The sequence below is a fragment of the Roseivivax halotolerans genome (assembly GCF_900115815.1).
Lineage (GTDB): Bacteria > Pseudomonadota > Alphaproteobacteria > Rhodobacterales > Rhodobacteraceae > Roseivivax > Roseivivax halotolerans.
In genome coordinates, this window is record NZ_FOXV01000001.1 from 141719 (window position 1) to 168028 (window position 26310).

Here is a 26310-nt window from a genome sequence, read left to right on the forward strand (position 1 = left end):
TCTTGCCGCCGCCGCACGTGCCTTTTACGGCAAGCTTTTGAATGAGTGCCGAGAATCACATGTCACAGCGAGATTTCATCCGTCACGTCGTCTTTTTCACCGCCAGGGACGAAGCCGATATCCCCCGTATCATCGAGGGGCTGAAACAATTGGGCGATATCCCGCACGTCACGCATTTCGAGGTCCGCGAATGCGCCCGCATGGACCAGATAGCGAATGACGTCGACGTCGTCGTCTATGCCGAGTTCGCCGATCGGGCGGCATTCGACGCCTACAAGGCGCATCCGATCTACCAATCCTCCATAGACGCGGTGCGGCCCCTTCGGGACACCCGGGTCGCCGCGGATTTCTAAGCCGCATGTCGGCCCGCAGCATTCGCTTCGATACCGGCCCGCTGGGGCACGGCACGGAATTCCGCGCGCCGCTCCGCGTTCTGTCCGCGTGGAATGCTGAAGACGTTGCACCTCTGCTGGCAGAGATGGAGAGTTGGCGACGCGCGGGCTACTGGCTGGCGGGTCATGTCGCCTACGAGGCCGGATATGCGCTGACGCCGAAACTGGCCGATGCGATGCCCGCTGAGAGGTCGGGGCCGCTTCTGCAGTTCGGTGTCTTCGATGCGCCGCGGGCACCGTCGCAACACAGCGCGATGCTGCCCTTCGGTCTCGGCGCGACCGTGCCGCTTTGGTCGCAAGACGAGTACCGCGCGCGGTTCGATCAGGTGCGGGACTACATCGCGGCGGGCGACATCTATCAGGCCAACCTGACCTTCCCCTTCAAGACTGAGCTCTACGGCACGCCCGAGGCGCTTTATGCCGCGCTTCTTCATCATCAGCCGGTCAGATACGGAGCCTTTGTCGATCTTGGTGGACCGGTGATCCTGTCCCGCTCGCCCGAACTGTTCTTTCGCTGCGATGCGTCCGGCAGCCTGACCGCGCGACCGATGAAGGGCACTGCCCCGCGCGGCGCGACCGCCGAGGGGGACACGGCGCAGGCGGCGTGGTTGCAAAGCTCCGAAAAGAACCGTGCCGAAAACCTCATGATCGTGGACCTTCTGCGGAACGATCTCGGCCGGATCGCACGGATCGGAAGCGTCGCCGTGCCTCAGCTCTTCGAGATCGAGACCTACGCGACACTGCACCAGATGACGTCGACCGTCACAGCTGAGCTGCGCGAGGGTGTCACGCTACCCGAACTCATTCAGGCGCTCTTTCCCTGCGGGTCGATCACCGGGGCGCCAAAGATCCGCGCGATGCAGATCCTTGCCGAGCTGGAGGCAGGGCCGCGCGGGGTCTATTGCGGCTCAATAGGTTGGATCGCCCCTGACGGCACGATGGAATTCAACGTCGCGATCCGGACGCTCACCTGCCACGAAGACGGCACGATGCGGTTCGATGTGGGCGGCGGTATCGTCTACGACAGCACCGCAGAGGCGGAATACGACGAAGCACTGCTCAAGGCGCGGTTTGCCGACATCGCGCCGCAGCCTCAAGCCGCCGAATAACCACCGGAAACCCGCGACGGACCGTGAAAAGGGCCGGACGCAGTGTCCGGCCCCTTCTGGTTATTCGGCCGGCACCGCCTCGGCCTCGAGCCCCACGGGATGCGAGAGCTTGTCGAGCATCTCGGTCGGGCAGACCTGCAGGAAGTTGCCACGCTCTTCCTCCCAATGCTGGAGGATATCGGCGGCCTTGCGGCTGCCCGTCTCGGCATGGTGCCGCTCGATCAAGCCGCGCAGCTCGGCTTCCCAATGCTCGACCGTGACCGGCCCCATCACGAGGCTCTCGGGGTTGATATAATCCCGCGCGACGCCGTCGGGATCGTAGAGATAGGCCATGCCGCCGGTCATCCCGGCCCCAAAATTCGCACCGATCGAGCCAAGGATCACAGCGACCCCGCCGGTCATGTATTCGCAACCGTTGGAGCCGCAGCCTTCGACCACCACATGCGCGCCCGAGTTTCGCACCGCAAAGCGCTCCCCCGCCCGGCCCGCGGCGAAAAGATACCCCGCCGTCGCGCCGTAAAGCACTGTGTTGCCGATGATCGTGTTCTCGGCTGCCACCAGCGGCGAGGCCATCGGCGGACGCACGACGACGATCCCGCCGGAAAGGCCCTTGCCGACGTAATCGTTGGCATCGCCCGATACCTCGATCTTGAGGCCCGGCGCAGCGAAAGCACCCAGCGACTGACCGGCGGACCCCGTCAGCTTGATATGCAGGTGATCGGGCTGCAGGGCATTCCGCATTCCGAATTTCTGCACGATATGGCTCGATGTCCGCGTGCCGACGGTGCGGTGCGTGTTCTGCACCGCGTAGGACAGCTGCATCTTCTCGCCTTCGTTCAGGAAGCGCGCGGCGTCCTTCACGATCTCGGAGTCGAGCGTGTCGTCGACCTCGTTACGCGGCCCGTTGCGGTCGAGGCGCACCTCGTCGGCCCCGTCCACGCGGATCAGGAGCGGGTTGAGATCGAGATCATCCAGATGATCCGAGCCGCGGCTGACCTGGCTCAGAAGATCCGCGCGCCCGATCACGTCGTCGAGCGAGCGCGCACCGATTTCAGCCAGAAGCTCCCGCACTTCCTGCGCGTAGAAGGTGATGAGGTTCACGACCTTGTCGGCATTGCCGGTGAACTTCTCGCGCAGGCGATCATCCTGGGTGCAGACGCCAACCGGGCAGGTGTTCGACTGGCATTGACGGACCATGATGCAGCCCATCGCGATAAGCGCGGCGGTGCCGATGCCGTATTCCTCCGCGCCGAGCATCGCCGCCATGACGATGTCGCGCCCCGTTCTGAGACCGCCATCGGTACGCAGGGTCACGCGGCTCCGCAGGTTGTTCATGGACAGAACCTGATGCGCCTCGGTGAGGCCCATCTCCCAAGGCAGACCCGCATACTTGATGGAGGTCGCAGGGCTCGCTCCCGTGCCGCCATTGTGGCCCGAGATCAGGATGACGTCGGCCTTGGCCTTGGCGACACCCGCCGCGATGGTCCCGACGCCCGAGGAGGCGACCAGCTTTACCGTCACCTTCGCGACCGGATTGATCTGCTTCAGGTCGTAGATGAGCTGCGCGAGATCCTCGATCGAGTAGATATCGTGATGCGGCGGCGGCGAGATCAACGTCACGCCGGGCGTCGAATGGCGCAGCTTCGCGATGAGTTGCGTGACCTTCATGCCCGGAAGCTGGCCCCCCTCGCCGGGCTTGGCGCCCTGCGCGACCTTGATCTCGAGCTCTTCGCAATTCAGCAGGTATTCCGCCGTCACGCCGAAACGGCCCGATGCAACCTGTTTGATCTTGGCCGAGCGGTTGTCGCCGTTCGCGTCGGGCGTTGAATCCTTGGGATCCTCGCCACCTTCGCCGCTATCGGACTTCGCGCCGATCCGGTTCATCGCGATGGACAGCGTGCGATGCGCCTCAGGCGACAGCGCGCCGAGGGACATGCCCGGCGTGACGAACCGCTTGCGGATCGAGGTGATGCTCTCGACCTCCTCGATGGGAAGCTTCGGCCCCATCGGCTTGATGTCGAGCAGATCGCGCAAGTGGATCGGCGGATTTGCCCGCATCGCCTTGGAATACTGCTTCCATGTCTCGTAGGAGGCCCGGTCACACGCCGATTGCATCAGGTGCATGGTCTGCGCGCCCCAGGCATGGGTTTCGCCGGATTTGCGCGCCTTGTAGAAACCGCCGATGGGCATGACGTCGCGCCCGCCGCGGAAGCCGAGCGCGTGGATCTCCTCGACCTTCTTCTGGATGCCGGAGACGCCGATCCCGGAGATACGGGAAATCATGCCGGGGAAGTATTCGGCGCACATCGCGCGGGAGAGACCCACGGCCTCGAAGTTGAGGCCGCCGCGATAGGACGAGACGACCGAGATGCCCATCTTCGACATGATCTTCAGGACGCCAAGGTCGACCGCGTCGCGATAACGCTTCATCGCGTCGGTCAGCGAGCCGTCGAGAAGGCCGCGCCGGATGCGGTCCGCGATCGTGTCCTCGGCAAGATAGGGGTTCACCACGGTCGCACCCGCACCGATCAGAACCGCGAAGTAATGCGGATCGATGCATTCCGCCGAGCGCACGTTGAGCGAGCAAAAGGTCCGCAGGCCCTTGCGCGTCAGGTGGCTGTGCACCGCGCTCGTGGCCAGGATCATCGGCATCGCGACCTTGCTCTCGTCGGCATGGTGATCGGTCAGCGTGATATGACCCGCGCCAGAGCGCACCGCGTCCTCCGCTTCAGCGCGGATCCGCTCGAGGTTTTCCTTGAGCGTGTTGCGCCCGCCGCCCGAAGGGAAGGTGCAGTCGATCTCCACCATCTCGGCGTTGAAATGAATCTTGAGCGCGTCGAACTGGGCGTTACCGACGAACGGTGTATCGAGCACGAGGATCTCGGTCTGCGCCGAGCTCTCGTCGAGCACGTTCTTGAGGTTCCCGAAGCGCGTCTTGAGGCTCATCACGCGGAATTCGCGCAAGCTGTCGATCGGCGGGTTCGTCACCTGGCTGAAGTTCTGCCGGAAGTAATGCGACAGTGGCCGGTAGCGCTTTGACAGGACCGCGGAGGGCGTGTCGTCGCCCATGGAGGCCACGCTCTCCTTCGCATCCTCGGCCATCGGCACGAGGATCTGCTCGATCTCCTCGACGGTATAGCCTGCCGCGATCTGGCGGCGGCGAAGCTCACCGGCTTCGAAGAGCGGCGCCTCCTCGACCTTGGAAAGCGGCTCGTCAAGCTCGGTGATCTTGCCGACCCAGTCGCCGAACGGCTGCGCGGCCGCGAGCTTGTTCTTGATCTCGACATCGTGGAAGAGTGCGCCTTCCTTCATGTCGACGGCGATCATCTGACCGGGGCCGAGCGCGCCCTTCTCCTTCACGCTGGCCTCTTCGATCGGCACCATCCCGGCCTCGGAACCTGCGATCAGCAGATCGTCGCCTGTCACCACGTAGCGCATCGGCCGAAGGCCGTTCCGGTCGAGGCCGCCGCAGACCCAGCGACCATCGGTCATGGCGAGCGCCGCCGGGCCATCCCAGGGCTCCATCACCGAGTTGCAATAGGAATACATGTCGCGCCACGCTTGCGGCAGTTCCTCGGCCTGCTTGGACCAGCTTTCGGGCACCAGCATTGTCTTGGCCATCGGCGCATTGCGGCCCGCCCGCACCAGCACCTCGAACACCGCGTCGAGCGCCGCCGAATCCGACGCGCCGTTCGCGATGATCGGCTTGATGTCGCCCGCCATGTCTCCGAACGTGGCCGACGCCATGCGGATCTCGTGGCTCTTCATCCAGTTGGTGTTGCCCTTGAGCGTGTTGATCTCGCCGTTATGGGCGAGCATCCGGAAGGGCTGCGCGAGCCACCATTGCGGGAAGGTGTTCGTGGAATAGCGCTGGTGGTAGATTGCAAACGCGCTCTCGAAGCGCTGATCCTGGAGGTCGGGATAGAACTCCGCGACATCCTGGGCGAGCATCATGCCCTTGTAGATGATCGACCGGCAGGAGAGCGACGCAATATAGAGCTGCGCCACACCCGCGGCGGCGGCGGCTTTCTCGATCCGGCGGCGGATCACGTAAAGCTCGCGCTCGAAGGTTTCCTCATCGACGCCGCGCGCGTTCGAGATCAGGATCTGCTCGATCTCGGGGCGGGTTGCGTTGGCCTTCTCGCCAAGACAGTCGACGTTCACCGGCACGTGTCGCCAGCCGTAGATATAATAGCCCATCCGCAGGACTTCGGTCTCTACGATGGTCCGGCAGGTTTCCTGCGCGCCGAAATCGGTGCGCGGCAGGAAGACTTGGCCCACGGCCATCAGCTCATCCTTGCGCGGGTCATGGCCCGTCCGCTCGATCTGGTCGTAGAAGAAGGAAACCGGGATCTGCACATGGATGCCAGCGCCGTCGCCGGTCTTGCCGTCCGCATCGACCGCGCCCCGATGCCAGATCGCCTTGAGCGCGGTGATCCCGGCATCCACGACCTTGCGCGAGGGCGTTCCATCGATGGAGACGACAAGGCCGACGCCACAGGAGGAATGCTCCTCGGCTTCGGAATAGAGCCCGTTCTCGGCCAGCCATTGGCGCTCGGCCTCCATCTCGGCGGCCCAGTTGGCGTCGTATTTGGTCATGGCAGGTTCTCCTTCGGCACAAAGGCATTCTCAGCTTCGTATTCGGCCCGGGTGCGGCGCGGGTGATCCCCCGCGAGGCTCAGCGCCTTCAGCGCCCGGTCCACATATATCTCGCTCGTGAGCGGCAACGACGCGGCCGCGTCGAAGAGCCCCGGCATCAATTCGTATTCGGCCCCGTCATCCCGCAGCCAGAGATGGCTGCCACAGGTACCGCAAAAGGCGCGTTCGGCGAAGGACGAGCTGCGATAGCGGCGCACCGGCCCTTCGATCTTCACGTCTTCCGGCGCGACCGGCACCATGACATAGACCCCGCCCGTCCAGCGTTGGCACATGCGACAGTGACAGGCGTGAACGCCGCCCTCGTGGTGGGCAACGCTCAGGGTCACGGCGCCGCACAGGCACGCGCCGGTCATGGAGGTCTCGGCGCCGACCATCCTATTCCGCAGCGATGGCGCTGGCGCCGTCGAACTGGCTCAACACCGCCTCGGCGCAGTCGCGCCCATCGCGGATCGCCCAGACGACAAGGCTTGCGCCGCGCACGATGTCACCGACGGCATAGACGCCATCGAGGCTGGTCTTGCCGCTGGTGAACTCCGCCTTGACCGTGCCCCAGCGGGTGACTTCGAGCCCTTCCTGCCCCCACAGCGTCGGCAACTCCTCGGCTTCGAATCCGAGCGCCTTGATCACGAGGTCGGCGGGCTCATCGTATTCCGCACCCTCGATGGGCTCGGGGCTTTGGCGACCTGTCGCGTCGGGCGCGCCCAGGCGCATCTTCTGAACGACGACCGCATTGACCGGGTCGCCCTTGAAGGCCTTCGGCGCGGTCAGCCATTCGAACTCGACGCCTTCCTCCTCGGCATTGGCAACCTCGCGTTGAGAGCCGGGCATGTTCTGACGATCGCGGCGGTAGAGGCACTTCACGCTGGTCGCGCCCTGCCGGATAGAGGTGCGGACGCAATCCATCGCGGTGTCACCGCCTCCGATGACCACCACGCGCTTGCCCTTCGCGTTGAGCTCACCGCTTTCGAATTCCGGCACGTGGTCGCCGAAATTCACCGCGCGGTTCGACGCGGTGAGGAAGTCGATCGCCCGCACGATCCCGTCCGCACCGGCCCCCGGCCCCTTGAGATCACGGCTCTTGTAAACGCCGGTCGCTATGATGACCGCGTCATGCTTCTCGCGGATCTCGTCGAAACCGATGGTCTCGCCGACATTGCAGTTCATCACGAAGGTCACGCCGCCCGCTTCGAGCTGCTCGTTCCGGCGCATGACGACGGGCTTTTCGAGCTTGAAGCCGGGAATGCCGTAGGTCATCAGCCCGCCCGCGCGGTCATATCGGTCATAGACCGTGACCTGCACACCGGCGCGGCGCAGGACATCGGCAGCGGCAAGCCCGCCCGGTCCTGCACCTATGATGCCGACGCTTTCGGGACGGTCGGCGGCAGGTTCGATCGGCTGGACCCAGCCCTCCTCCCAAGCGGTGTCGGTGATGTACTTCTCCACCGCGCCGATGGTCACGGTGCCATGGCCCGATTTCTCGATCACGCAATTGCCTTCGCAAAGACGGTCCTGCGGACAGATCCGGCCACAGATCTCAGGGAAGGTGTTGGTCGCCTGGCTGACCTCGTAGGCCTCTTGCAGGCGTCCTTCGGCGGTCAGCTTCAGCCAATCGGGGATGTTGTTGTGGAGCGGGCAGTGCGACTGACAATAGGGCACACCGCACTGCGAACAGCGACCGGCTTGCTCCGCGGCCTTTTGCTCCGCGAACTCGGCATAGATCTCCTGGAAGTCCTCGCGGCGCTCCTCTGCGGTGCGCTTGTCGGGCATGTCGCGACCAACGGTCACGAATTTCAGCATCGGCTGCTTGGCCATGTCGATAATGTCCTCGGAATTCCTCTCGTCGGCGTCATATAGCTGCGTTCGGAATAATAAAAGTCAGCAATACTGACATATATTCAAAAAACGGCCTTCGGGAAGTCGAAAAGCACACCAGCACACAGCATATTTAGGTCCGGTTTGCGATATATATTCCCCCTTCCCTCTGGAATCACTCTGATTATAGGGAAGGCAGGCGTCCCGTTATCCAAGGCCATCTCATGTCCCTCTGGCACCTCGTCCTTCTGGCCCTCATCCAGGGCATCACCGAGTTTCTGCCGGTTTCCTCCTCGGGCCACCTGATTCTCCTGCCCGGCCTGACCGGGGCCGAGGATCAGGGACTGGCGCTCGACGTGGCGGTGCATATCGGCACGCTCGGTGCGGTGATCCTCTATTTCTGGTCCGATGTGCGGGTGGCGCTCGGCGGCACGCTGCGACTGGCGCAAGGAAAGATCGACACCAAGGGCGCGTTTCTCGCACTGTGCCTTCTGATCGCGACGATCCCCGTCATGGCCGCGGGCCTGGCCTTGCGCCTCACCGGCCTCGACGACGCGCTGCGTTCCGTCGCGGTGATCGGCTGGGCGATGATCGTCTTCGGCCTCGTTCTTTACTGGGCGGATCGCACCGGCGCTGAGACTCGCACCGCGCCCGAATGGACGCTGAAACACGCGATGATCATGGGCCTCTGGCAGGTTCTGGCAGTCATTCCCGGCACGTCGCGCTCAGGCATCACCATCACCGGCGGACGGCAACTCGGCTACGGCCGGCACGACGCGGCCAAGCTTGCCATGCTGATGTCCATCCCGACGATCCTTGCCTCTGGCGCGCTTCTCGGCGCAGAGGCGCTCATGGAGCCGGACGTTTTCCCCTGGCGCGATGCCGCCATCGGCGCGGCGCTAGCCTTCTTGGCCGCGCTCGCCGCTCTGGCGCTGATGATGCGGCTCCTCAGGAGCGTCAGCTTCACACCCTACGTCATCTACCGCGTGATCCTCGGCCTCGCCCTTCTGGTCTACGCCTATTCCTGAGCGTCGTGCGCCGCGCGGCTGTCGTCCGGCGCCTCGGCACGGTCGAACATGCCGTAATCGCGCAGAACGTGGCAGACCTTGAGCCGGTAGTCCGAAAAGACGCCGCGCCGCCCCTTCGACTGCGCGCCGCGATGGGCTGCAAGCTGCCGCCAGCGTTCGACCGCATCCTCGTCCTCGAAGAATGAGATCGACAGGAGCTTGTCAGGATCGGTGAGGCTCTGGAACCGCTCGACGCTTAAGAAGCCCTCGACCTCATGCACCATCGGGCGCATTTCTGCGGCGATGTCGAGATATTCGTCCTTGCGCCCTTTGGCGGGGATGACTTCGAAAATGATCGCGATCATGGGCGGCCTCCTCGCAGGGTGTCATAATGTGTTCCATGCCGCGCGGGAAGGCGCCGCTTATGCCCCTGGACTTGCCGCCCTCATCCCGGCGTCAGCACATGCCGCAAGAGCGCCACCGGATGCCGCCGTAGCGTCAGGCGCATGGCGACGTAATCCTCCACCACCTCCTCGCCCTCGCTCATCTCGGGCAGGAGCGCCGCTGGCTCCACGATCCCCTCCCCGTCCATATCTCCCGAGAACAGCGGCAGGGGTTTCGCGCCGCCCAGCGCCTTCGCCTCCCAGAGCGCCGCGCGCCGCGTGAGCCCGAGCGGGGCGAAGACATCCGCCTCCGCGAGCCGCGCCACGCGGGCAGGCGCGAGCCCGGCCCGCCGCCAGACATCGCCGACGCTCTGGTAGCCGTTGCCGCGCGCGGCGGTCAGCCAGACCGCGTCCTCCTCGGACAGCCCCTTGATCTGCCGAAACCCGAGCCGGAGCGCGAGTCCGCCGCGTCCGTCGGGCTCCATCACGTTGTCCCAGTAGCTGTCATTGATCGCCACGGGCCGGACCTCGACCCCGTGCTCGCGCGCATCCCGCACGATCTGCGCGGGCGCATAGAACCCCATCGGCTGCGCGTTCAGCAGCGCGCAGGCGAAGATGCCGGGATGGTGGCACTTGATCCAGGCCGAGGCATAGACGAGGAGCGCGAAACTCGCCGCATGGCTTTCGGGAAACCCGTAAGAGCCGAACCCCTCGATCTGGGAAAAGCAGCGCTCCGCGAAATCGGCCTCGTAGCCGTTCTTGCGCATCCCCCTAAGGAACCGCTCTCGAAAATCGCCGATATGTCCGAGCTTCTTGAAGGTGGCGAGGGCCCGGCGCAGCCGGTCCGCCTCGGAGGGCGTGAACCCCGCCCCGATGATGGCGATCTGCATCGCCTGCTCCTGAAAGAGCGGCACGCCCAGCGTCTTGCCCAGAACCTGCCCCAGCGCATCCGAGGGAAAGGAGACGTCCTCCTCTCCGTTCCGGCGGCGGATATAGGGATGGACCATATCGCCCTGGATCGGCCCCGGCCGGATGATCGCGACCTCGATCACCAGGTCATAGAAACTGCGCGGCCGCATCCGGGGCAGGAAGTTCATCTGCGCCCGGCTCTCCACCTGGAAGACCCCGATGGAATCGGCGCGGCAGAGCATGTCGTAGACGGTCGGATCCTCGGGCGGCAGGGTCGCCAGGTCGTGCCGCGCCCCGTGATGCCGCGCGATCAGGTCGAACGCCTTGCGGATGCAGGTCAGCATTCCAAGGCTCAGCACGTCGACCTTGAGGATACCGAGCGCATCGATATCGTCCTTGTCCCAACAGATGACCGTGCGATCCTCCATCGACGCATTCTCGATCGGCACCAGTTCGTCGAGCCGCCCCTCGGTCACGATGAACCCGCCCACATGCTGCGAGAGATGCCGCGGGAAGCCGATGATCTCGAAGATCAGCTCCATCGTCAGCATCAGCCGCGGATCCTCGGGGTCGAGCCCGATCTCCCGCATCCGCTGCGGCTCGATCCCGTTCGTGGAGAAGAAGCCCCAGAGCTGCGACGAGAGCGCCCCGATCGTATCCTGGGAAAGCCCCATCGCCGCGCCCACCTCGCGAATGGCCCGCTTGCCGCGATAATGGATGACCGTCGCGCAGAGCCCCGCGCGGTGCCGACCGTAGCGCGCATAGATGTGCTGGATCACCTCCTCGCGGCGCTCGTGCTCGAAATCGACGTCGATATCGGGGGGCTCGTCGCGCGCCTCCGAGACGAAACGCTCGAAGACCATTGTGCCGATCTCGGGACTGACCGATGTGACGCCGAGGCAATAGCAGACCACCGAATTGGCCGCAGAGCCGCGCCCCTGGCAGAGGATCCCCCGCTCGCGGGCGAAGGCCACGATATCGCGCACGGTCAGGAAATAGGGCGCATAGGCCAGCTGCGCGATCAGCGCCAGTTCGTGCTCGAGCAGCTTTGTCACCTTCTCAGGCGCGCCGCCCGGATAACGCCATTTGAGCCCCGCCCGCGCCAGCCGTGCGAGCCGCGCATCGGCAGTCTCTCCATCCGTGATCTCGGAAGGGTATTCGTAGCGGAGCGTGCCAAGGTCGAAATCGCAGCGCGCCGCAAGCCGCACCGCCCGGTCCAGCGCCGGGGCATGAGGGCCCAGAAGGCGGCGCATCTCGGGCGCTGACCGCAGCCGCTGCTCGCCGTTTGCCAAGGCATCGCGGCCAAGATCGTCGACCCGGATGCCGGTGCGGATCGCGGTCATCACGTCCGCAAGCCGCCGCCGCCGCCCGTGATGCATGATGGGCCGCGCGCTCGCCACCGTCTCGATGCCGAGACCGCCCGCGAGCCGCGCGAGCCGGTCGAAGCGCGCCGCATCTTGCCCGTCATAGCGCGGGCTCAGCATCATGTGGATGCGTCCTTTATGCCCCGCCACGATCCTCCGGGCGAGCGGCTGCCAGCGCGCCAACTCTCCGGGCTCCGGCCCCGAGAGAACGAGCTCCAGCCCGTCCGCCCCTTCCATCAGGTCCGCGAGCCGCAGATCGCACGCCCCCTTCTCCGCCCGGAGCCGCCCCCTGGAGATCAGCCGGCACAGCCGCGCCCAGCCATCCCGCGTCGCCGCGAGCGCGGTGATCTCGAGCCCTTCGGCCAGAACGAGCCGCGCCGCCGGGATGAGCCGCGGCACGTTGCGGATCGCAAGGGACGGGCCTGCCTCGCAGCCCTCTGGCGCAGGCGGGCCGATAAGGCCGTCCGCCGCTTCGGCTTCGGCGCGTTCGGCCACGATCCGCGCGATCTCCCGCGCGCGCTGCCACGCGCGCACGATCCCGGCCACCGAGTTCGCATCGGCGACGGCAATGGCCTCCAGCCCCTCCAGCGCCGCACGCTCCATGAATTCCTCAGGGTGCGACGCGCCGGTCAGGAAGGTGAAGTTCGATGTGATGCTGAGTTCGACGGACATGAGGGAATCAGGCAGCTTTCCGCTGCATGTTCCCACTTTGTTCTTTAGCATCCAACCCCAATTTGGGTTGGCCCAAATACCTCGGGGGTGTCTGAGGGGGCAGCGCCCCCTCAGCTATCGAGCCAGGCGAGTCCCATCTCGGCGAAGCGCGGCACGTAGGCGCCGAGCCTCAGCCCGCTTTCGGGGTTCGAGGCGTTGCCGTCCAGCGCGCGCCTCTTCACTCCTTGCAGGATCGCGCCCATCCGGAAAAAGGAGAAGGCGACGTAATAGCCGAACCGCTCGGGCCGCGCGATGCCGCGCGCCTCGCAATACATCTCGATGAACGCGTCGTCGGACGGCAGGCCAAGCGCATCACGGTCCAGCCCGGCAAGACCCCGCCCCTCGGCGCCGGGCGGCATCTGCCATTGCATGATGACCGCCGCCAGGTCGGCGAAGGGATGCCCGAGCGTCGAAAGCTCCCAATCGAGGACCGCGCGGCAGGACGTGCCTTCCTGCTCGAAAAGCAGGTTGTCGATCCGGTAATCCCCATGAACAAGCGTGCGGGTGCCGTCATCTTCGGGCATCTCTTCGCCGAGCCGGGCGATGAGGCGGTCCATCTGAGGCAAATGCTCGGTCTCCGAAGCCTCGTATTGCCCGGCCCAGCGCTTGAGCTGGCGCGCGTAGTAATGTCCCGGAGGGCCATAATCCGAAAGCCCCGCCGCATCGAGATCGACATCGTGGATCGCGGCCAGAACGCGCGCCATCTCGCGGGCGATCTCCGCCCGCTCGCCGGGGACGAGGTCGGTCATGGACGGCTCGGCGATGTTGCGGCCCGAGACATGCTCCATCACGTAGAACATCGAGCCGATCACGCTCTCGTCCTCGCAAAGCGCCAGCACGCGCGGCACCGGCACATCCGTGGCCCAAAGCGCCTTCTGCACCCGGAACTCCCGATCCACAGCATGCGCCGATTTCAGAAGCGCACCTTCTGGCTTCCGCCGAAGAACGTAGGAACCCGAACCGGCATTCAGACGGAAGGTGGGGTTCGACTGCCCCACCTCGAATTTCGTCGCGGAAAGCGGGCCGCGATAGCCCTCCACGTTCTCGGCCATCCAGGCCGAAACCGCGCTCAGATCGAGATCGGACATCATACCTCTCTCTGGGTGTATTTCCTCAGCTCCGCCCGCGCGACCTGCCGGCGGTGCACAGCGTCCGGCCCGTCGGCAAAGCGCAGCGTGCGGATATGGGTCCACATCGAGGCAAGGTCGGTGTCCTGGCTGATCCCGGCGGCGCCGTGCATTTGCATCGCCTCGTCCACGACGCGGCCGGCCATCAGCGGGGCGACCACCTTGATCTGGCTGATCCAGGGCTGCGCCGCGCGCACACCGGCCGTATCCATCATCCACGCGGCCTTGAGGCAGAGAAGCCGGGCCATCTCGATCTCCATCCGCGCGTTGGCGATTATGTCGTAATTCGCGCCCAACTCGACGAGGGGCTTGCCGAAGGCCTCTCGCGCGAGCCCGCGGCGGCACATCAGGTCGAGCGCTTTCTCCGCCTGACCGATCGCGCGCATGCAATGGTGGATGCGCCCCGGCCCGAGCCGCCCCTGCGCCACTTCGAAGCCGCGTCCCTCACCGAGCACGACATTCTTCGCCGGCACACGCACATCGGTGAAGCGCAGATGCATATGCCCGTGCGGCGCATCGTCCGCACCGAAGACCTTCATCGGGCGCAAAACCTCGATGCCCGGCAGATCCGGGTCCATCACGAACATCGTATGGCGCTGATGTTTGGGCGCGTCCGGATCGGTGCAGGCCATGAGGATGTAGAGACCGCAGCGTGGATCGCCCGCGCCCGAAATCCACCATTTCTCGCCATTGAGAACGTAGTCTTCGCCATCGCGCTTCGCCTCGAAGACGAGCTGCGCGGCATCAGACGAAGCCGTGTCCGGCTCCGTCATCACGTAGGCCGAGCGGATCTCACCCTCGAGCAGCCGTCCGAGCCAACGCTCCTTCATCCAGTCCGCGCCATAGCGCTCCAGCACTTCCATGTTGCCGGTATCGGGCGCGTTACAGTTGAACACTTCAGCCGCGATGGAGACCTTGCCCATCTCTTCGGCAAGATAGGCATATTCGACAGTCGTCAGCCCGTAGCCCCGCTCGCTGTCCGTCAGCCAGAAGTTCCACAAACCGCGCTCCCTCGCCTTGGCCTTCAGCCCATTCAGGATCTCGAGCTGCCGGTCGGTATGCGCGAAACGCCCATCTGGATGCTTGCCCACCTCGCCGTGGAACTCCGCGTCGAGAGGCGCAATATCTTCCTCGACCATCTGGCGCACCGCGTCGATCAGCGGGCGCACCTTCTCGGTGACACCAAGGTCCATCACTCTTCCTTCCAACTTACGAGGTTCAGCCAATCGGCGACGAGCGCGGGCTTGTCCTCGCCGTCGCGTTCGACGCTCACGTCCCAGCGCAGAAGCACCCCGTTCTCGCGCTCTTGCGTCTCGGATATCTGGAAATGCCCGCGGATGCGGCTACCGACTGCCACCGGGGCTACGAAACGGATGCGGTCGAAGCCGTAATTCACCGACCACGCGCCCGGCGGCAGGTCGGGCAGAACGTCATAGAGCATCGCCGAGAGCATCGAGACCGCGAAGAAACCATGGGCGACGGGACCATCGAATCCAGCCACCTGCGCTGCGCCCTTTTCAAGATGGATGCCCTGCCAATCCTCGGAGGCATCCGCGAAGGCCGCGACCTTCTCGGCGGTGATCTGGTACCAGCGCGACGCCTTGGGCTCGGTGCTGCGAAACGCGTCAGCCAGCATCGGGCAGCGTGTGATCGGCGTAGGTCTGGCGCAGTGTCAGCTTGGAGACCTTGCCAGTCGCGGTCAAAGGCAATTCGTCCGCGAAGACCATGTCGTCTGGCAGCTGCCACTTGGCCAGGTGCTCGAGCAGCATCTCGTGGATCTCTTCCAGGGTCGGCTTGTCATCACCCTCCGGCACGACCACGAGCAACGGGCGTTCGTCCCATTTGGGATGCGGCACGGCGATCACCGCGCAGGACGCGACCTTCGGGTGCGCCATCACGATATTCTCGATGTCGATCGAGGAGATCCACTCGCCGCCCGACTTGATGAGATCCTTCGTGCGGTCCTGGATGACGAGGAAGCCTTGCGCGTCGATGGACGCCACATCGCCCGTGCCGAACCAGCCATCATCGTCGAAAGCCTTCTCGGTCGCCTCGGGATTGGCGAAATAGCCCGAGATCACGGTGTTGCCGCGCACGAACAATTCGCCCGCAGCCTTGCCGTCATGCGGAAGACGATTGCCGGCCTCGTCGACGATCTTCAGCTCAACGCCGTAAAGCCGCCGGCCCTGCTTGGCCTTGAGCGCCATCTGGTCGTCCCAGGACAGCTCTTTCATGGGCGCGGACAACAGACCGTGCGTGCCGACCGGGCTCATCTCGGTCATGCCCCAGGCGTGGCAGACCTCAACGCCCGATTTCTCGAACCCTTCGATCATCGAACGCGCGGCGGCCGAGCCGCCGATCACCACCTGCGCGAAGCCGTCCGGGTTCTTGCCGCGCTTGTCGATCTCGGCCCTCAGACCCAGCCAGACGGTCGGCACACCCCAGGCGGACGTGACGCGTTCGCTATCCATCAGATCGAACAGCGACGGCCCGTCGAGCTTCGGCCCCGGCATGACGAGCGATGCGCCGGTCAGCGGCGCTGCATAGGGAAGACCCCACGCGTTGACGTGGAAGAGCGGCACGACCGGCAGCACGCGCGCGCCTTCGGTCAGCGATTTCGAGAGGCCGATCGCGACGGTCATCGCGTGCAGCACGGTGGAGCGATGGGTATAGAGCGCACCCTTCGGATTGCCGGTCGTGCCCGACGTGTAGCACAGCGCCGCGGCGGCCTCTTCGTCGAGATCGGGCCAGTCGTACTCGGTAGGCTGATCCGCGATGAGGTCTTCATAGCACATAAGATCGAGCTTGCTGTCCGGCATATGCGCCCGGTCGGTCATCGCGACGAGCGTCATGCCCGGCGGCAGGTGCTCGGCGAGCCCTTCGATGATCGGCGTGAAGGTTACGTCGAAGAACAGCACCTTATCCTCGGCATGGCCGATGATGTAGAGCATCTGCTCCGCCGACAGGCGCGGATTGATCGTATGGCACACCGCGCCCATGCCCGAGACACCATAATAGAGCTCGAAATGCCGGTAGCCGTTCCAGGCGAGCGTCGCCACCCGGTCACCCTCGCCGATACCGAGCCCGGCCAGCGCATGGGCGAGCTGGCCCGAGCGGGCATAGGCCTCGGCATAGCTTTCGCGGTGGATATCGCCCTCGGTGCGGACCGAGACGATTTCGCCGCCGGGATGCGCCCCGGCCGCGTAGCGCAGGATCTCGATAATCGAGAGCGGTTGGTTCATCATCATTCCGTGCATCTGGCCCTCCCTTGCCGTCTGCGCGTCGAACACCACCTCACTCTGCGAAGCCTGCGACGCTTCCGCAACAGCTAAGCCCCGACGACCCCACGGAAAGGCAAACAATGTCCGACACCTACCGCCGCATCGCCCTGGCCCGCCGCCCGGACGGCGCAGCCACCACCGAGGATTTCTCGTTCGAGACGGACCCGATGCCCGAGCCGGGCGATGGCGAGGTCCTTGTCGAAGTGCAGTGGATGTCGCTCGACCCGTACATGCGCGGGCGAATGGACGATGCCAAGAGCTACGCCGCACCCGTAGAGATCGGCGGCACGATGACCGCGCAGGGCGTCGGCCGCGTGATCGCCTCCAAAGCGGAAGGACTCGTGGAAGGCGACATCGTCACCGGCATGACCGGCTGGGCGAGCCACGCGGTGCTTTCGGGCAAGGAGGTCCGCAAGCTCGACGAGGGAACGCCGCCATCGGCGGTCCTTGGCGTGCTGGGGATGCCGGGTTTCACCGGCTGGCGGGGCCTGCACGAATACGGCCGCCCCAAATCCGGCGAGACGCTGGTCGTCGGCGCGGCGACAGGCCCCGTGGGCTCGATGGTCGGGCAGCTCGCCAAGGCGATGGGCCTTCGGACGATCGCCATTGCCGGCGGCGCAGAGAAGTGCCGGATTGCGACCGAGACGTTCGGCTTCGACGCCGCCATCGACCACCGCGCACATGACGATGCCCGCGCTCTGCGTAAGGCCATCGCCGAGGCCGCGCCCGACGGTGTCGACATCTACTGGGAGAATGTGGGCGGCAAGCTTCTCGAGGCGGTGCTTCCCCTGATGAACGTGCACGGACGCATCCCGCTCTGCGGCGCGGTCGCCTGGTATTCCGGCGATGTCAGCGAGACGAACCTTTTGCCGATGGCCTGGCGGTCGATCCTGACGAAGCGCCTGTCGGTCAATGGCTTCATCATCTTCGACCACTGGGACCACTACCCAGCCTTCCTCAAGGATGTCGCCCCGCGCGTGGCGGGCGGCGAGATCAACTATCTCGAAGACGTCGCCGAAGGGCTCGAGAACGCGCCCGGAGCCTTCATCGAGATGCTGAAAGGCGGCAATACCGGCAAGCAGGTGGTCAAGCTCTAGGGCTCAGCCGCGTCCGATATAGGGCATCGCGGTCGCCATCACCGTCATGAACTGCACGTTCGCCTCAAGCGGCATCCCGGCCATGAGGCGGACGGCGCGCACGGCCTCGGAGACATCCATCGTGGGCGGCTCTGGCAGGTCCTTGGCCCGGTTGCCTTCGATGATGCCGTCCAGAAGCTCGGTCCGCGCATTTCCGATATCGATCTGCCCGCAGGCGATGTTATGCGCCCGTCCATCGAGGCTGAGCGATTTCGTCAGGCCGGTGATCGCGTGCTTTGTGGTCGTGTAGCAGACGGAGTTCTCGCGCGGCACATGGGCCGATATTGAACCGTTGTTGATGATGCGCCCGCCCTTGGGATCCTGCTTACGCATGATTGCATAGGCCGCGCGGGCACAGAGAAACATGCCGGTCAGGTTCACCTGCAAGACCTGCATCCACTCCGCGACGTCGACCGCGTCGATCTCGGCTGCCGGACCGAAAAGCCCGGCATTGTTGAAAAGCACGTCGATGCGGCCCGCGTTCTGGACAAAGCGCGCCGCCGCCGCGTCCACCGCGTCCGCATCCGAGACATCCGCGGGCAGGATGACCGCGTTCTGGTGACCGCCCGCGACCTCGATGAGCGCGTCCTCGCGCCGGGCAAGAAGTCCGACCTGCCAACCCTCCGCGAGGAAGTCCCGCGCGGTCGCTGCGCCGATGCCCGAGCTGGCCCCCGTTATGAGTATGCTTTTCAGGCCTCGTCCTCCTCTGCGGCAAGCTCCAGCGGCATCGGCTGCGCCACCTCGCGCAGATCGTCGACCGCGAGCGGCCCGGAAGGTTTCGCGAGGCGATTCCGCACGACCCAATAGAGTCGCTCCTGTGCGCGGGTGATCGCGACATAGGCAAGCCGTTTCCAAAGGGGCTGCCCCGCCTCCGACCGTCCGGCCCGCGCGGCGGCGTAAAGATCGGGCGCGAAAACCTGCACCGCATCCCATTGCGACCCTTGCGCCTTGTGGATCGTCACCGCCGCACCGTGCAGGAAGGTCGCGCCCATGCGCGCGGCGAAGGGGATGAAGGGCTCTTCCTCGTCCGGTTTCTCGATCTTCACGATGGAGGCCGCCGAGATCCGTGGATCGGGCGCGCCCATCACGTGCAGCCGGGAAAAGCCGGGCTTCCGGCCGGGACCGAGATAGACCACCTGCGCGCCCTTGATGAGACCGCGTGCTTCAAGGTCCAGCCGCTTCTTGCGGTGCTTCATCGGCAGCTCGATACCGTCGCAAATGAGCGGCTCGCCTTCCAGGAGCTCGGTCTCCGGCGCGCCGTAGACCGCGCGGAACGCGTTGATGAGCCGGATGCGCGTTGCGTTCCGCCAGACCAGCACGGGCGAGCGCGCCATCAGATCGACCTCGACCCGCTGGCCCCAGACGACGCGGTCGTCGCGGCGGGCGGTCTCCTCGACCATCCGCTCGAAATCCTCGAAGGTGAGGTCAGGGTCCGAGAGCGCGTGAGCCAGATCGAGGATCGGGTTGTCCGCGTCCTGGCGATGCACGCGGGCCAGCTCCATCTTCTGGCTCTCCTTCATGCGGTCGAACACCATTGCGCCAGACTGGTTCACCGGCGCGAGCTGCGCCGGATCGCCGAAGAGAAGAAGGTTCGGGAAGATCTCCTGCAGATCCTCGTATTGCCGCTCGTCCAGCATCGAGGCCTCGTCGACGAAGCCGATATCGAGCGGCTCTTCCCGGCGCTTCCAGCCGGTAATGAAGTCCGAGCCCCGCAGACCGGCCGCCGCGAGCGCCGCTGGCACCGACTTGTGGCCCTGGTAGGCCGAGAAGGCCCGGTCGAGCGCATCCTCGGTCAGATCCTCGATCACGGGTTTCTCGCCGTTTCCCATGAGCCATTCGGCGATCTTCTCGTATTCCGGGTCATAGACCGGAGTATAGAGGATGCGGTGAATGGTCGTCGCAGGCACGCCGCGATTGCGAAGAACGCTCGCGGCCTTGTTCGTGGGCGCGAGGATGGCGAGGGTCCGGCGATCCTTGCGGCGGCGGCTCTCGTAGTCACCCGAGACGGTCTCGACCCCGGCTTCACCGAGCGCGCGGGCCAATTCGGCGAGAAGCATGGTCTTCCCCGATCCGGCCTTGCCCAGAAGCGCCATGACGCGCGTCTTGCCCTCCTTGGCGGGCAAGCAGAGCCCCTCCTCGAGATCCACGCCCGCCTCGCGCAACATCTCGGCCACGCGGTCGTAGGCCTGGGCCTGGTCGTCGGAAAAGGTCAGTGCGGGCAGCGTCATGGGCGGACCCTACAGACGCGAGCCGCCGCGCACCAGATGGCGCGCGGCGGCAATTTCGTCTCCTGGGCCGGCTCCGCGCTCAGCGCGCGTCGAGCGCATCCTCAAGCGTGCGAAGGCCGGTCTTCGGCGACTGTACGAGCACGGCCATGTTGCCCGGCTTATGCTCGTTCCGCATCATCTTCATGTGCGCTTCGGGGATCTCGGCCCAGGGGAACACCTCGGACATGCAGGGATCGAGGCGCCGCTCGATCATCAGCTTGTTTGCAGCAGCCGCCTGCTTGAGATGCGCGAAGTGGGAGCCCTGAAGGCGCTTCTGGTGCATCCACATGTAGCGCACGTCGAAGGTCGTGTTGTAGCCGGTCGTTCCGGCGCAGATCACGACCATGCCGCCTTTCTTGACCACGAGCGTCGAGACCGGGAACGTCGCCTCGCCAGGATGTTCGAACACCATGTCGACGCTGACGCCCTTGCCGGTAATTTCCCAGATGGCCTTGCCGAACTTGCGCGCCTCTTTGAGCCACTCGGTGTATTCGGGGCTGTTTACAATGGGAAGCTGGCCCCAGCACTTGAAGTCGCGCCGATTGATGACGCCTTTCGCCCCAAGGGACATGACGAAATCGCGCTTGTCCTCTTCCGAGATAACGCCGATCGCGTTCGCGCCCGCGGTGTTGGCAAGCTGGATCGCGTAGGAGCCGAGCCCGCCCGACGCACCCCAGACCAGCACGTTCTGGCCGGGCTTGAGCTCGTGCGGATGGTGGCCGAAAAGCATCCGGTAGGCGGTCGCGAGCGTCAGTGTATAGCAGGCGCTCTCTTCCCAGGTCAGGTGTCGCGGACGCGGCATGAGCTGCTGCGCCTGCACGTTGGTAAACTGCGCGAAAGAGCCATCGGGCGTCTCGTAGCCCCAGATTCGCTGCGTGGGCGAGAACATCGGGTCGCCGCCGTTGCACTCCTCGTCGTCGCCGTCGTCCTGGTTGCAATGGATCACGACCTCGTCGCCGACCTTCCAGTTGCGGACCTTGTCGCCCACCGCCCAGACGATGCCGGAGGCGTCGGACCCTGCGATGTGGAACTCGGCGCCGTGCACGTCGAACGGCGAGATCGGCACGCCCTTGCCTGCCCAGACGCCGTTATAGTTGACGCCTGCCGCCATCACGAGAACCAGCACCTCGTGGCTGTCGGGCAGCGGCGTGTCCACGACCTCGACCTTGAAGGACTTGTCGGGATCGCCGTGGCGCTCGCGACGGATCGTCCAGGCGTACATCTGCTTCGGCACATAGCCCATCGGAGGCATTTCGCCGATCTCGTAGAGGTCCTTCTCGGGTGCATCGTATTGCGCGATGCCGGGTTGCGTATCGAGAGCCATGAGCTGCCTCCTGTCGTTCATGCGCGTGCCGCAGTGCGGCGGTGTTCGTCTTCACCCGAGATAGAGCCGGGCGCGCAACAATGCAATCATATTTAGGTTCGGTTTGTAATTTTATGACCGAGCAATTGCAGAAAGTTACGCTGCGTCTGCAAAATCAGTCAGGAGATGACGCACGGAGTTCGCATAGAAGCGGAGAATCGGCTCCGCGTTTTCTGATGGCCGGTACGTCTCCCCATCCTCGATCACGAGTTTGCGAAGCTTGAGCCGCTCTAGCGCGAACTGAACGGCGTAACCCCGGCTGCGGCGCGGCAGGAACAAGCGGTACTCGGTGGCGATCTCGACCTTTCGGAAGGCCACTTCGAGGTCGGTCCGCGTCAACGGCCCGCGCGTCAGCAAGAGATACGAAACGAGCGGCACGGGCAGAATCGGCACCGCATCGGCGATGCGTGACATGATCTCCCGGCCGAGCGCTTCGGGTCGAGCGACGAGTTCGGGCTGCGCTCGCATGGAAAGCGGACGCCCGAACCTGACTGCCGTCAAACCGAAGCTGCGGAACCGGCCGGTCGCGCGTCGCCACAGAAGCGCCAGCGCGTTGCGGAATGCCGAGAACAGACCCGCGCGAAAGCGCCGGTCGCCGCGCTGGTCGGCATCGATCAGGATGCGGTCTTCCAGCACGCGGTCATAATTGAGCGCGACCGGCACGAAGACCACGTCGCGCGTCTTCAGATCGCTGCCCTCCGCGATGTACTTTATCAGCCCGACTTTCGGAGAATGCAGCGCGCCGTCGAGGCTGAGGCCGCCCTCCGGGAAGATCGCCTGCGCGACCCCGCCTTGCGTCGCCATCTGCACATATTTCTCCAGCACCTTGCGATAGAGCGCGGTGCGCGACTTGCGGCGGATGAAGTACGCGCCCATCGCCCGGATCAGCGCCGAAAGCGGCCAGACTCGCGCCCATTCGCCCACCGCGTAGGACAGGGCCGAACGATTCGCCGCAAGGTACGTCACGAGCACGTAATCCATGTTCGAGCGGTGGTTCATCACGAAGATGACCGTCGCGTCGCGATCGATGGCCTCGAGCGCGCGCTCGTCGATATCCGCGACGTCCACGCGGTAAAGCGCATTCGATAGCCACCGCGCCGCGCGGATCGCGAAGCCGAAATAGGCCGTGGCCGAAAATGCGGGCACGATCTCGCGTGCATAGCGGCGGGCATCCTGGAAGGCGACATCCTCGCGCAGGCCGTATTCGGCGGCATGGGCGAGCACGGCCTCCGTGACGTCGGGATCGTAGATCAATCGCTGAATGAGATCGTATCTCCGCGCCAGCTTGAACGGTTGGATAGGCCGCTCGAGGCGCTCGTTCAGCCGCGCGACGATCTTCTCGGCGCGCCGCCGGAAGAACCAGCGCACGGAGGGAAACAGGAAATGCGATGCGAAAGTCACCGCCGCAAAGAGCAGGATCAGTACGAATAGCCAGACAGGAAGCGTGACGGAGCCGGTCATGCCGGCGAGACTTGCAGCCGCCTCGGGCATCGGCAAGCCTCAGCCCGGCGGAAGGCCCGCTTTCGCGACGTGGCGGCAACGCGGCATCGTAAGCCGAAAGCACACCTTCGCGCCGCGACGCAGCGAATTGACATTGCCACAATCTTTCTCATATTCGTGCTCAAACGCAATTTTATTGCCAGACCGATCCGAGGTTTTCATGACCGAGACATCCCAAGCGACCGCCCGCGACAAGCCCTGGCTCATCCGGACCTATGCCGGACATTCCACGGCGAAGGCGTCGAACGCCCTCTATCGCGGGAACCTTGCAAAGGGTCAGACAGGGCTTTCGGTGGCGTTCGATCTGCCGACGCAAACGGGCTACGACAGCGATCACGTGCTGGCCAAGGGCGAGGTCGGCAAGGTCGGCGTTCCCGTCTGCCACCTCGGCGACATGCGGACGCTTTTCGACGAGATCCCGCTCGAGCAGATGAACACCTCGATGACGATCAACGCGACCGCGCCCTGGCTGCTCGCGCTCTACATCGCGGTGGCCGAGGAGCAGGGAGCGGATGTCTCGAAGCTTCAGGGCACGGTGCAGAACGATCTCATCAAGGAATACCTCTCGCGCGGCACGTATATCTGCCCGCCGAAACCGTCGCTCAAGATGATCGGGGACGTGGCAGAGTACTGCTACAAGCACGTTCCCAAGTGGAACCCGATGAACGTCTGCTCCTACCACTTGCAGGAAGCAGGCGCGACGCCCCAGCAGGAACTGGCCTATGCACTCGCCACTGCCATCGCGGTGCTGGACGAGCTGAAACCGCGCGTGCCGGCCGAGGATTTCCCGATCCTCGCGGGCCGGATCTCGTTCTTCGTGAATGCCGGCATCCGGTTCGTGACCGAGATGTGCAAGATGCGCGCCTTCGTGGATCTCTGGGACGAGATCCTGCAGGAACGCTACGGGATCGTAGATCCCAAGTTCCGCCGCTTCCGCTATGGTGTGCAGGTCAATTCGCTGGGACTGACCGAACAGCAGCCGGAAAACAACGTCTACCGCATCCTGATCGAGATGCTCGCTGTGACGCTGTCGAAGAAGGCCCGTGCCCGCGCGGTTCAGCTTCCCGCGTGGAACGAGGCGCTGGGCTTGCCGCGCCCCTGGGATCAGCAATGGTCGATGCGGATGCAGCAGATCATGGCCTACGAGACCGACCTTCTGGAGTTCGACGATCTGTTCGATGGCAACCCTGCGGTCGACGCCAAGGTCGAAGCGCTGAAAGAAGGCGCACGGGCGGAATTGTCGACGCTTGACGGTATGGGCGGCGCGATCGAAGCCATCGATTACATGAAATCCCGCCTCGTTGAGAGCAATGCCGATCGCGTGGGCCGCGTCGAACGCGGCGATACCGTGGTCGTCGGCGTGAACCGGTATATCGAAAGCGAGCCTTCGCCGCTTCTGGGCGAGGATGGCGGCATCATGACCGTCGATCCCGCCGTCGAGGCCGACCAGATCGGACGGCTCGAGGATTGGCGCGCGCAGCGCAACGCCGATGCCGTGACTGCCGCGCTCGCGGATCTGCGCCGCGCCTCTCGCGAGGGGCGCAATGTGATGGAAGCCTCCATCGCCGCCGCCAAGGCAGGGGTAACGACCGGCGAATGGGCCGAGGAAATGCGCGCGGCCCACGGCGAATATCGCGGCCCGACCGGGGTGTCGAAATCCGTCTCGAACCAGACCGAGGGGCTCGATGATATCCGCGACGCGGTGGATGCGATCTCCGACAAGCTCGGCCGCCGCCTCAGTTTCCTGATCGGCAAGCCGGGCCTCGACGGGCATTCGAACGGCGCCGAACAGATCGCATTTCGCGCACGCGACTGCGGAATGGACATCGATTACGAAGGCATTCGACTTACGCCCGATCAGATCGTATCCGCGGCTCTGGAGAACAATCCACACGTGATCGGCTTGTCGATCCTTTCGGGAAGCCATTTGCCGCTGGTGGAAGACACGCTTTCGAAATTGCGCGATGCCGGGCTCGGCAACATTCCTCTCATTGTTGGAGGCATCATTCCCGACGTCGACGCGCAGCGCCTGAGGGCGATGGGTGTTGCCCGTGTCTATACTCCGAAAGATTTTGTCCTGAACAAGATCATGACGGATATCGTGACCCTTGCCGACCCCGAAGCAGTCGCTGCCGAATAATCCTTAACGACAATTCCGTCCAATTCGTTAACGCGCAAGTTGCGCGACGAATCACGCGTTCCGGATCCACCTTTATTTCCACTTGCGTTTAAATGATTTATCGTCAAATAAATTATGAAACAAATGGAGAGAAAACGAATGGATCTCGAAAAGATGTCGAAGGAAGAGCTGGAACAGCTCAAGAAAGATGTCGACAAAGCTTTGAAGACAGTTGATGCACGCCAGAAAGCCGAAGCGAAACGCGCGGCGGAACAGGCCGCACGGGAATACGGATTCTCTCTCGACGATCTCGTTGCCGGACAGACCGGAAAAGGCAACAAGGGTGTTGCCAAGTATGCAAACCCCGCCGATCCGACGCAAACGTGGACGGGTCGTGGCCGTAAGCCCAATTGGGTGAATGACGCGCTGGCAGCCGGGAAAAGCCTGGACGACCTCGCTATCTGATGTCCATCCATATCGGTGCGAAACCCGGCGACATCGCCGAAACCGTTCTCATGCCCGGCGATCCCTATCGGGCGCGCTGGGCAGCGGAAACCTACCTCGACAATCCGCGCCTCGTGAACGAGGTGCGTGGCATGCTTGGATATACCGGAACCTGGAAAGGCAACCCGGTCACGATTCACGGCAGCGGCATGGGAATGCCCTCGCTTTCCATCTATGCAAATGAACTTATTCGAGATTATGGCGCGAAGACCTTAATCCGTATCGGCTCCTGCGGTGGAATGCAGACTCACGTCTCGATACGAGACGTCATTGTCGCGATGACGGCATCGTCAATTTCGACGCCGTCGCGCGGCATCTTCAAGGAGTTCAATTTCGCCCCCCCCGCCGATTGGACCCTGCTGCGGAATGCGGTCGCGGCAGCCGAAGCGAAAGGCGCCCCCGTGCATGTGGGCGGGATCTATTCGGCAGATGTCTTTTACGACGAGCGGCCCGATCTGAATGAACAGATGACGCGGCATGGCATTCTCGGGGTCGAGATGGAGGCCGCGGAGCTGTACAATCTCGCGGCACGCCACGGAATCCGCGCCCTTTGCGTCCTGACCGTCAGCGATCACCTCATTACCCATGAGGCGCTGCCTTCCGAAGATCGGGAGCGCAGTTTCGGGGACATGGTCGAGATCGCTCTGGACGCCGCCTTTCCCTGACG

The 26310-nt window shown here is 64.5% G+C and carries 20 protein-coding genes; 7 read left to right on the forward strand and 13 right to left on the reverse strand.

What is annotated here, in order from left to right; genetic code table 11:
* Window positions 1-59: 59 nt before the first annotated feature.
* Together BM171_RS00710 and BM171_RS00715 are read left to right on the forward strand one after the other, a co-directional pair.
* Entirely contained in the window at window positions 60-353 is a 294-nt protein-coding gene (locus BM171_RS00710; RefSeq protein WP_093008878.1) for a Dabb family protein, read from the forward strand.
* 5 nt (window positions 354-358) lie between these two features.
* A complete protein-coding gene (locus BM171_RS00715) occupies window positions 359-1501 on the forward strand; it encodes an aminodeoxychorismate synthase component I (RefSeq protein WP_093008879.1) in 1143 nt (380 codons plus the stop codon).
* Window positions 1502-1561: 60 nt separating this feature from the next.
* Here the strand turns inward: BM171_RS00715 and gltB are convergent, their stop codons facing one another.
* The 3 genes from gltB to BM171_RS00730 are packed head-to-tail and all read right to left on the reverse strand — an operon-like array spanning window position 1562 to window position 7972.
* Window positions 1562-6100 (reverse strand): glutamate synthase large subunit, encoded by a 4539-nt coding sequence (gene gltB, locus BM171_RS00720; RefSeq protein ID WP_093008880.1) that lies wholly within the window; start codon window positions 6098-6100, stop codon window positions 1562-1564.
* Window positions 6097-6513 (reverse strand): GFA family protein, encoded by a 417-nt coding sequence (locus tag BM171_RS00725; protein WP_093009257.1) that lies wholly within the window; start codon window positions 6511-6513, stop codon window positions 6097-6099. Before BM171_RS00725 ends, gltB begins: the two co-directional genes overlap by 4 nt.
* A 22-nt stretch (window positions 6514-6535) precedes the next feature.
* Window positions 6536-7972: an NAD(P)-dependent oxidoreductase gene (locus BM171_RS00730; RefSeq protein WP_093008881.1), complete on the reverse strand. Its 1437-nt coding sequence runs from the start codon at window positions 7970-7972 to the stop codon at window positions 6536-6538.
* Window positions 7973-8196: 224 nt separating this feature from the next.
* Here BM171_RS00730 and BM171_RS00735 point away from each other — a divergent pair, with 224 nt between their 5' ends.
* Window positions 8197-9000 carry an undecaprenyl-diphosphate phosphatase gene (locus BM171_RS00735; protein WP_093008882.1) on the forward strand — a complete coding sequence of 268 codons (804 nt, stop codon included), beginning with the start codon at window positions 8197-8199 and terminating at the stop codon, window positions 8998-9000.
* On the opposite strand, the gene BM171_RS00740 is transcribed toward BM171_RS00735, so the two are convergent.
* The 6 genes from BM171_RS00740 to BM171_RS00765 all read right to left on the reverse strand — a co-directional run bounded on the left by BM171_RS00740 (window position 8991) and on the right by BM171_RS00765 (window position 16730).
* The gene (locus BM171_RS00740) at window positions 8991-9344 is read right to left on the reverse strand and encodes an antibiotic biosynthesis monooxygenase family protein (RefSeq protein ID WP_093008883.1); all 354 of its coding nucleotides are present in this window, start codon (window positions 9342-9344) and stop codon (window positions 8991-8993) included. The two genes, BM171_RS00735 and BM171_RS00740, sit on opposite strands and share 10 nt — an antisense overlap.
* An 80-nt stretch (window positions 9345-9424) precedes the next feature.
* Window positions 9425-12307 (reverse strand): error-prone DNA polymerase, encoded by a 2883-nt coding sequence (locus BM171_RS00745; RefSeq protein ID WP_093008884.1) that lies wholly within the window; start codon window positions 12305-12307, stop codon window positions 9425-9427.
* Window positions 12308-12417: 110 nt separating this feature from the next.
* On the reverse strand, window positions 12418-13434 hold the full coding sequence (locus BM171_RS00750; protein ID WP_425438927.1) for a phosphotransferase family protein: 1017 nt from the start codon (window positions 13432-13434) through the stop codon (window positions 12418-12420).
* Window positions 13434-14666 carry an acyl-CoA dehydrogenase family protein gene (locus tag BM171_RS00755; RefSeq protein WP_093008886.1) on the reverse strand — a complete coding sequence of 411 codons (1233 nt, stop codon included), beginning with the start codon at window positions 14664-14666 and terminating at the stop codon, window positions 13434-13436. Before BM171_RS00755 ends, BM171_RS00750 begins: the two co-directional genes overlap by 1 nt.
* Complete coding sequence (locus BM171_RS00760; protein ID WP_093008887.1) at window positions 14666-15109, reverse strand: MaoC/PaaZ C-terminal domain-containing protein; 444 nt, start codon at window positions 15107-15109, stop codon at window positions 14666-14668. Before BM171_RS00760 ends, BM171_RS00755 begins: the two co-directional genes overlap by 1 nt.
* Window positions 15099-16730 carry a long-chain-fatty-acid--CoA ligase gene (locus BM171_RS00765; RefSeq protein WP_093008888.1) on the reverse strand — a complete coding sequence of 544 codons (1632 nt, stop codon included), beginning with the start codon at window positions 16728-16730 and terminating at the stop codon, window positions 15099-15101. The genes BM171_RS00760 and BM171_RS00765 overlap by 11 nt, the downstream gene beginning before the upstream one ends.
* 104 nt (window positions 16731-16834) lie before the next feature.
* Here BM171_RS00765 and BM171_RS00770 point away from each other — a divergent pair, with 104 nt between their 5' ends.
* Window positions 16835-17851: an NADP-dependent oxidoreductase gene (locus BM171_RS00770; protein WP_093008889.1), complete on the forward strand. Its 1017-nt coding sequence runs from the start codon at window positions 16835-16837 to the stop codon at window positions 17849-17851.
* A gap of 3 nt (window positions 17852-17854) precedes the next feature.
* On the opposite strand, the gene BM171_RS00775 is transcribed toward BM171_RS00770, so the two are convergent.
* The 4 genes from BM171_RS00775 to BM171_RS00790 form a co-directional block, all read right to left on the reverse strand.
* Window positions 17855-18583, reverse strand: coding sequence for an SDR family oxidoreductase (locus tag BM171_RS00775; protein ID WP_093009258.1), 729 nt, complete (start codon window positions 18581-18583; stop codon window positions 17855-17857).
* Window positions 18580-20118: an ATP-dependent DNA helicase gene (locus tag BM171_RS00780; protein ID WP_093008890.1), complete on the reverse strand. Its 1539-nt coding sequence runs from the start codon at window positions 20116-20118 to the stop codon at window positions 18580-18582. Before BM171_RS00780 ends, BM171_RS00775 begins: the two co-directional genes overlap by 4 nt.
* 79 nt (window positions 20119-20197) lie before the next feature.
* Window positions 20198-21481, reverse strand: coding sequence for a crotonyl-CoA carboxylase/reductase (ccrA, locus tag BM171_RS00785; RefSeq protein ID WP_093008891.1), 1284 nt, complete (start codon window positions 21479-21481; stop codon window positions 20198-20200).
* A gap of 135 nt (window positions 21482-21616) precedes the next feature.
* A complete protein-coding gene (locus BM171_RS00790) occupies window positions 21617-22981 on the reverse strand; it encodes a 1-acyl-sn-glycerol-3-phosphate acyltransferase (protein WP_093009259.1) in 1365 nt (454 codons plus the stop codon).
* Between the two features lie 199 nt (window positions 22982-23180).
* Between BM171_RS00790 and BM171_RS00795 the strand changes: the two genes are divergently transcribed.
* The 3 genes from BM171_RS00795 (at window position 23181) to deoD (ending at window position 26308) form a co-directional block, all read left to right on the forward strand.
* A complete protein-coding gene (locus BM171_RS00795) occupies window positions 23181-25160 on the forward strand; it encodes a protein meaA (RefSeq protein WP_093008892.1) in 1980 nt (659 codons plus the stop codon).
* A 138-nt stretch (window positions 25161-25298) separates the two neighbouring features.
* Complete coding sequence (locus BM171_RS00800; protein WP_093008893.1) at window positions 25299-25604, forward strand: H-NS histone family protein; 306 nt, start codon at window positions 25299-25301, stop codon at window positions 25602-25604.
* Entirely contained in the window at window positions 25604-26308 is a 705-nt protein-coding gene (gene deoD, locus BM171_RS00805) for a purine-nucleoside phosphorylase (RefSeq protein WP_093008894.1), read from the forward strand. Before BM171_RS00800 ends, deoD begins: the two co-directional genes overlap by 1 nt.
* Window positions 26309-26310 lie beyond the last annotated feature (2 nt).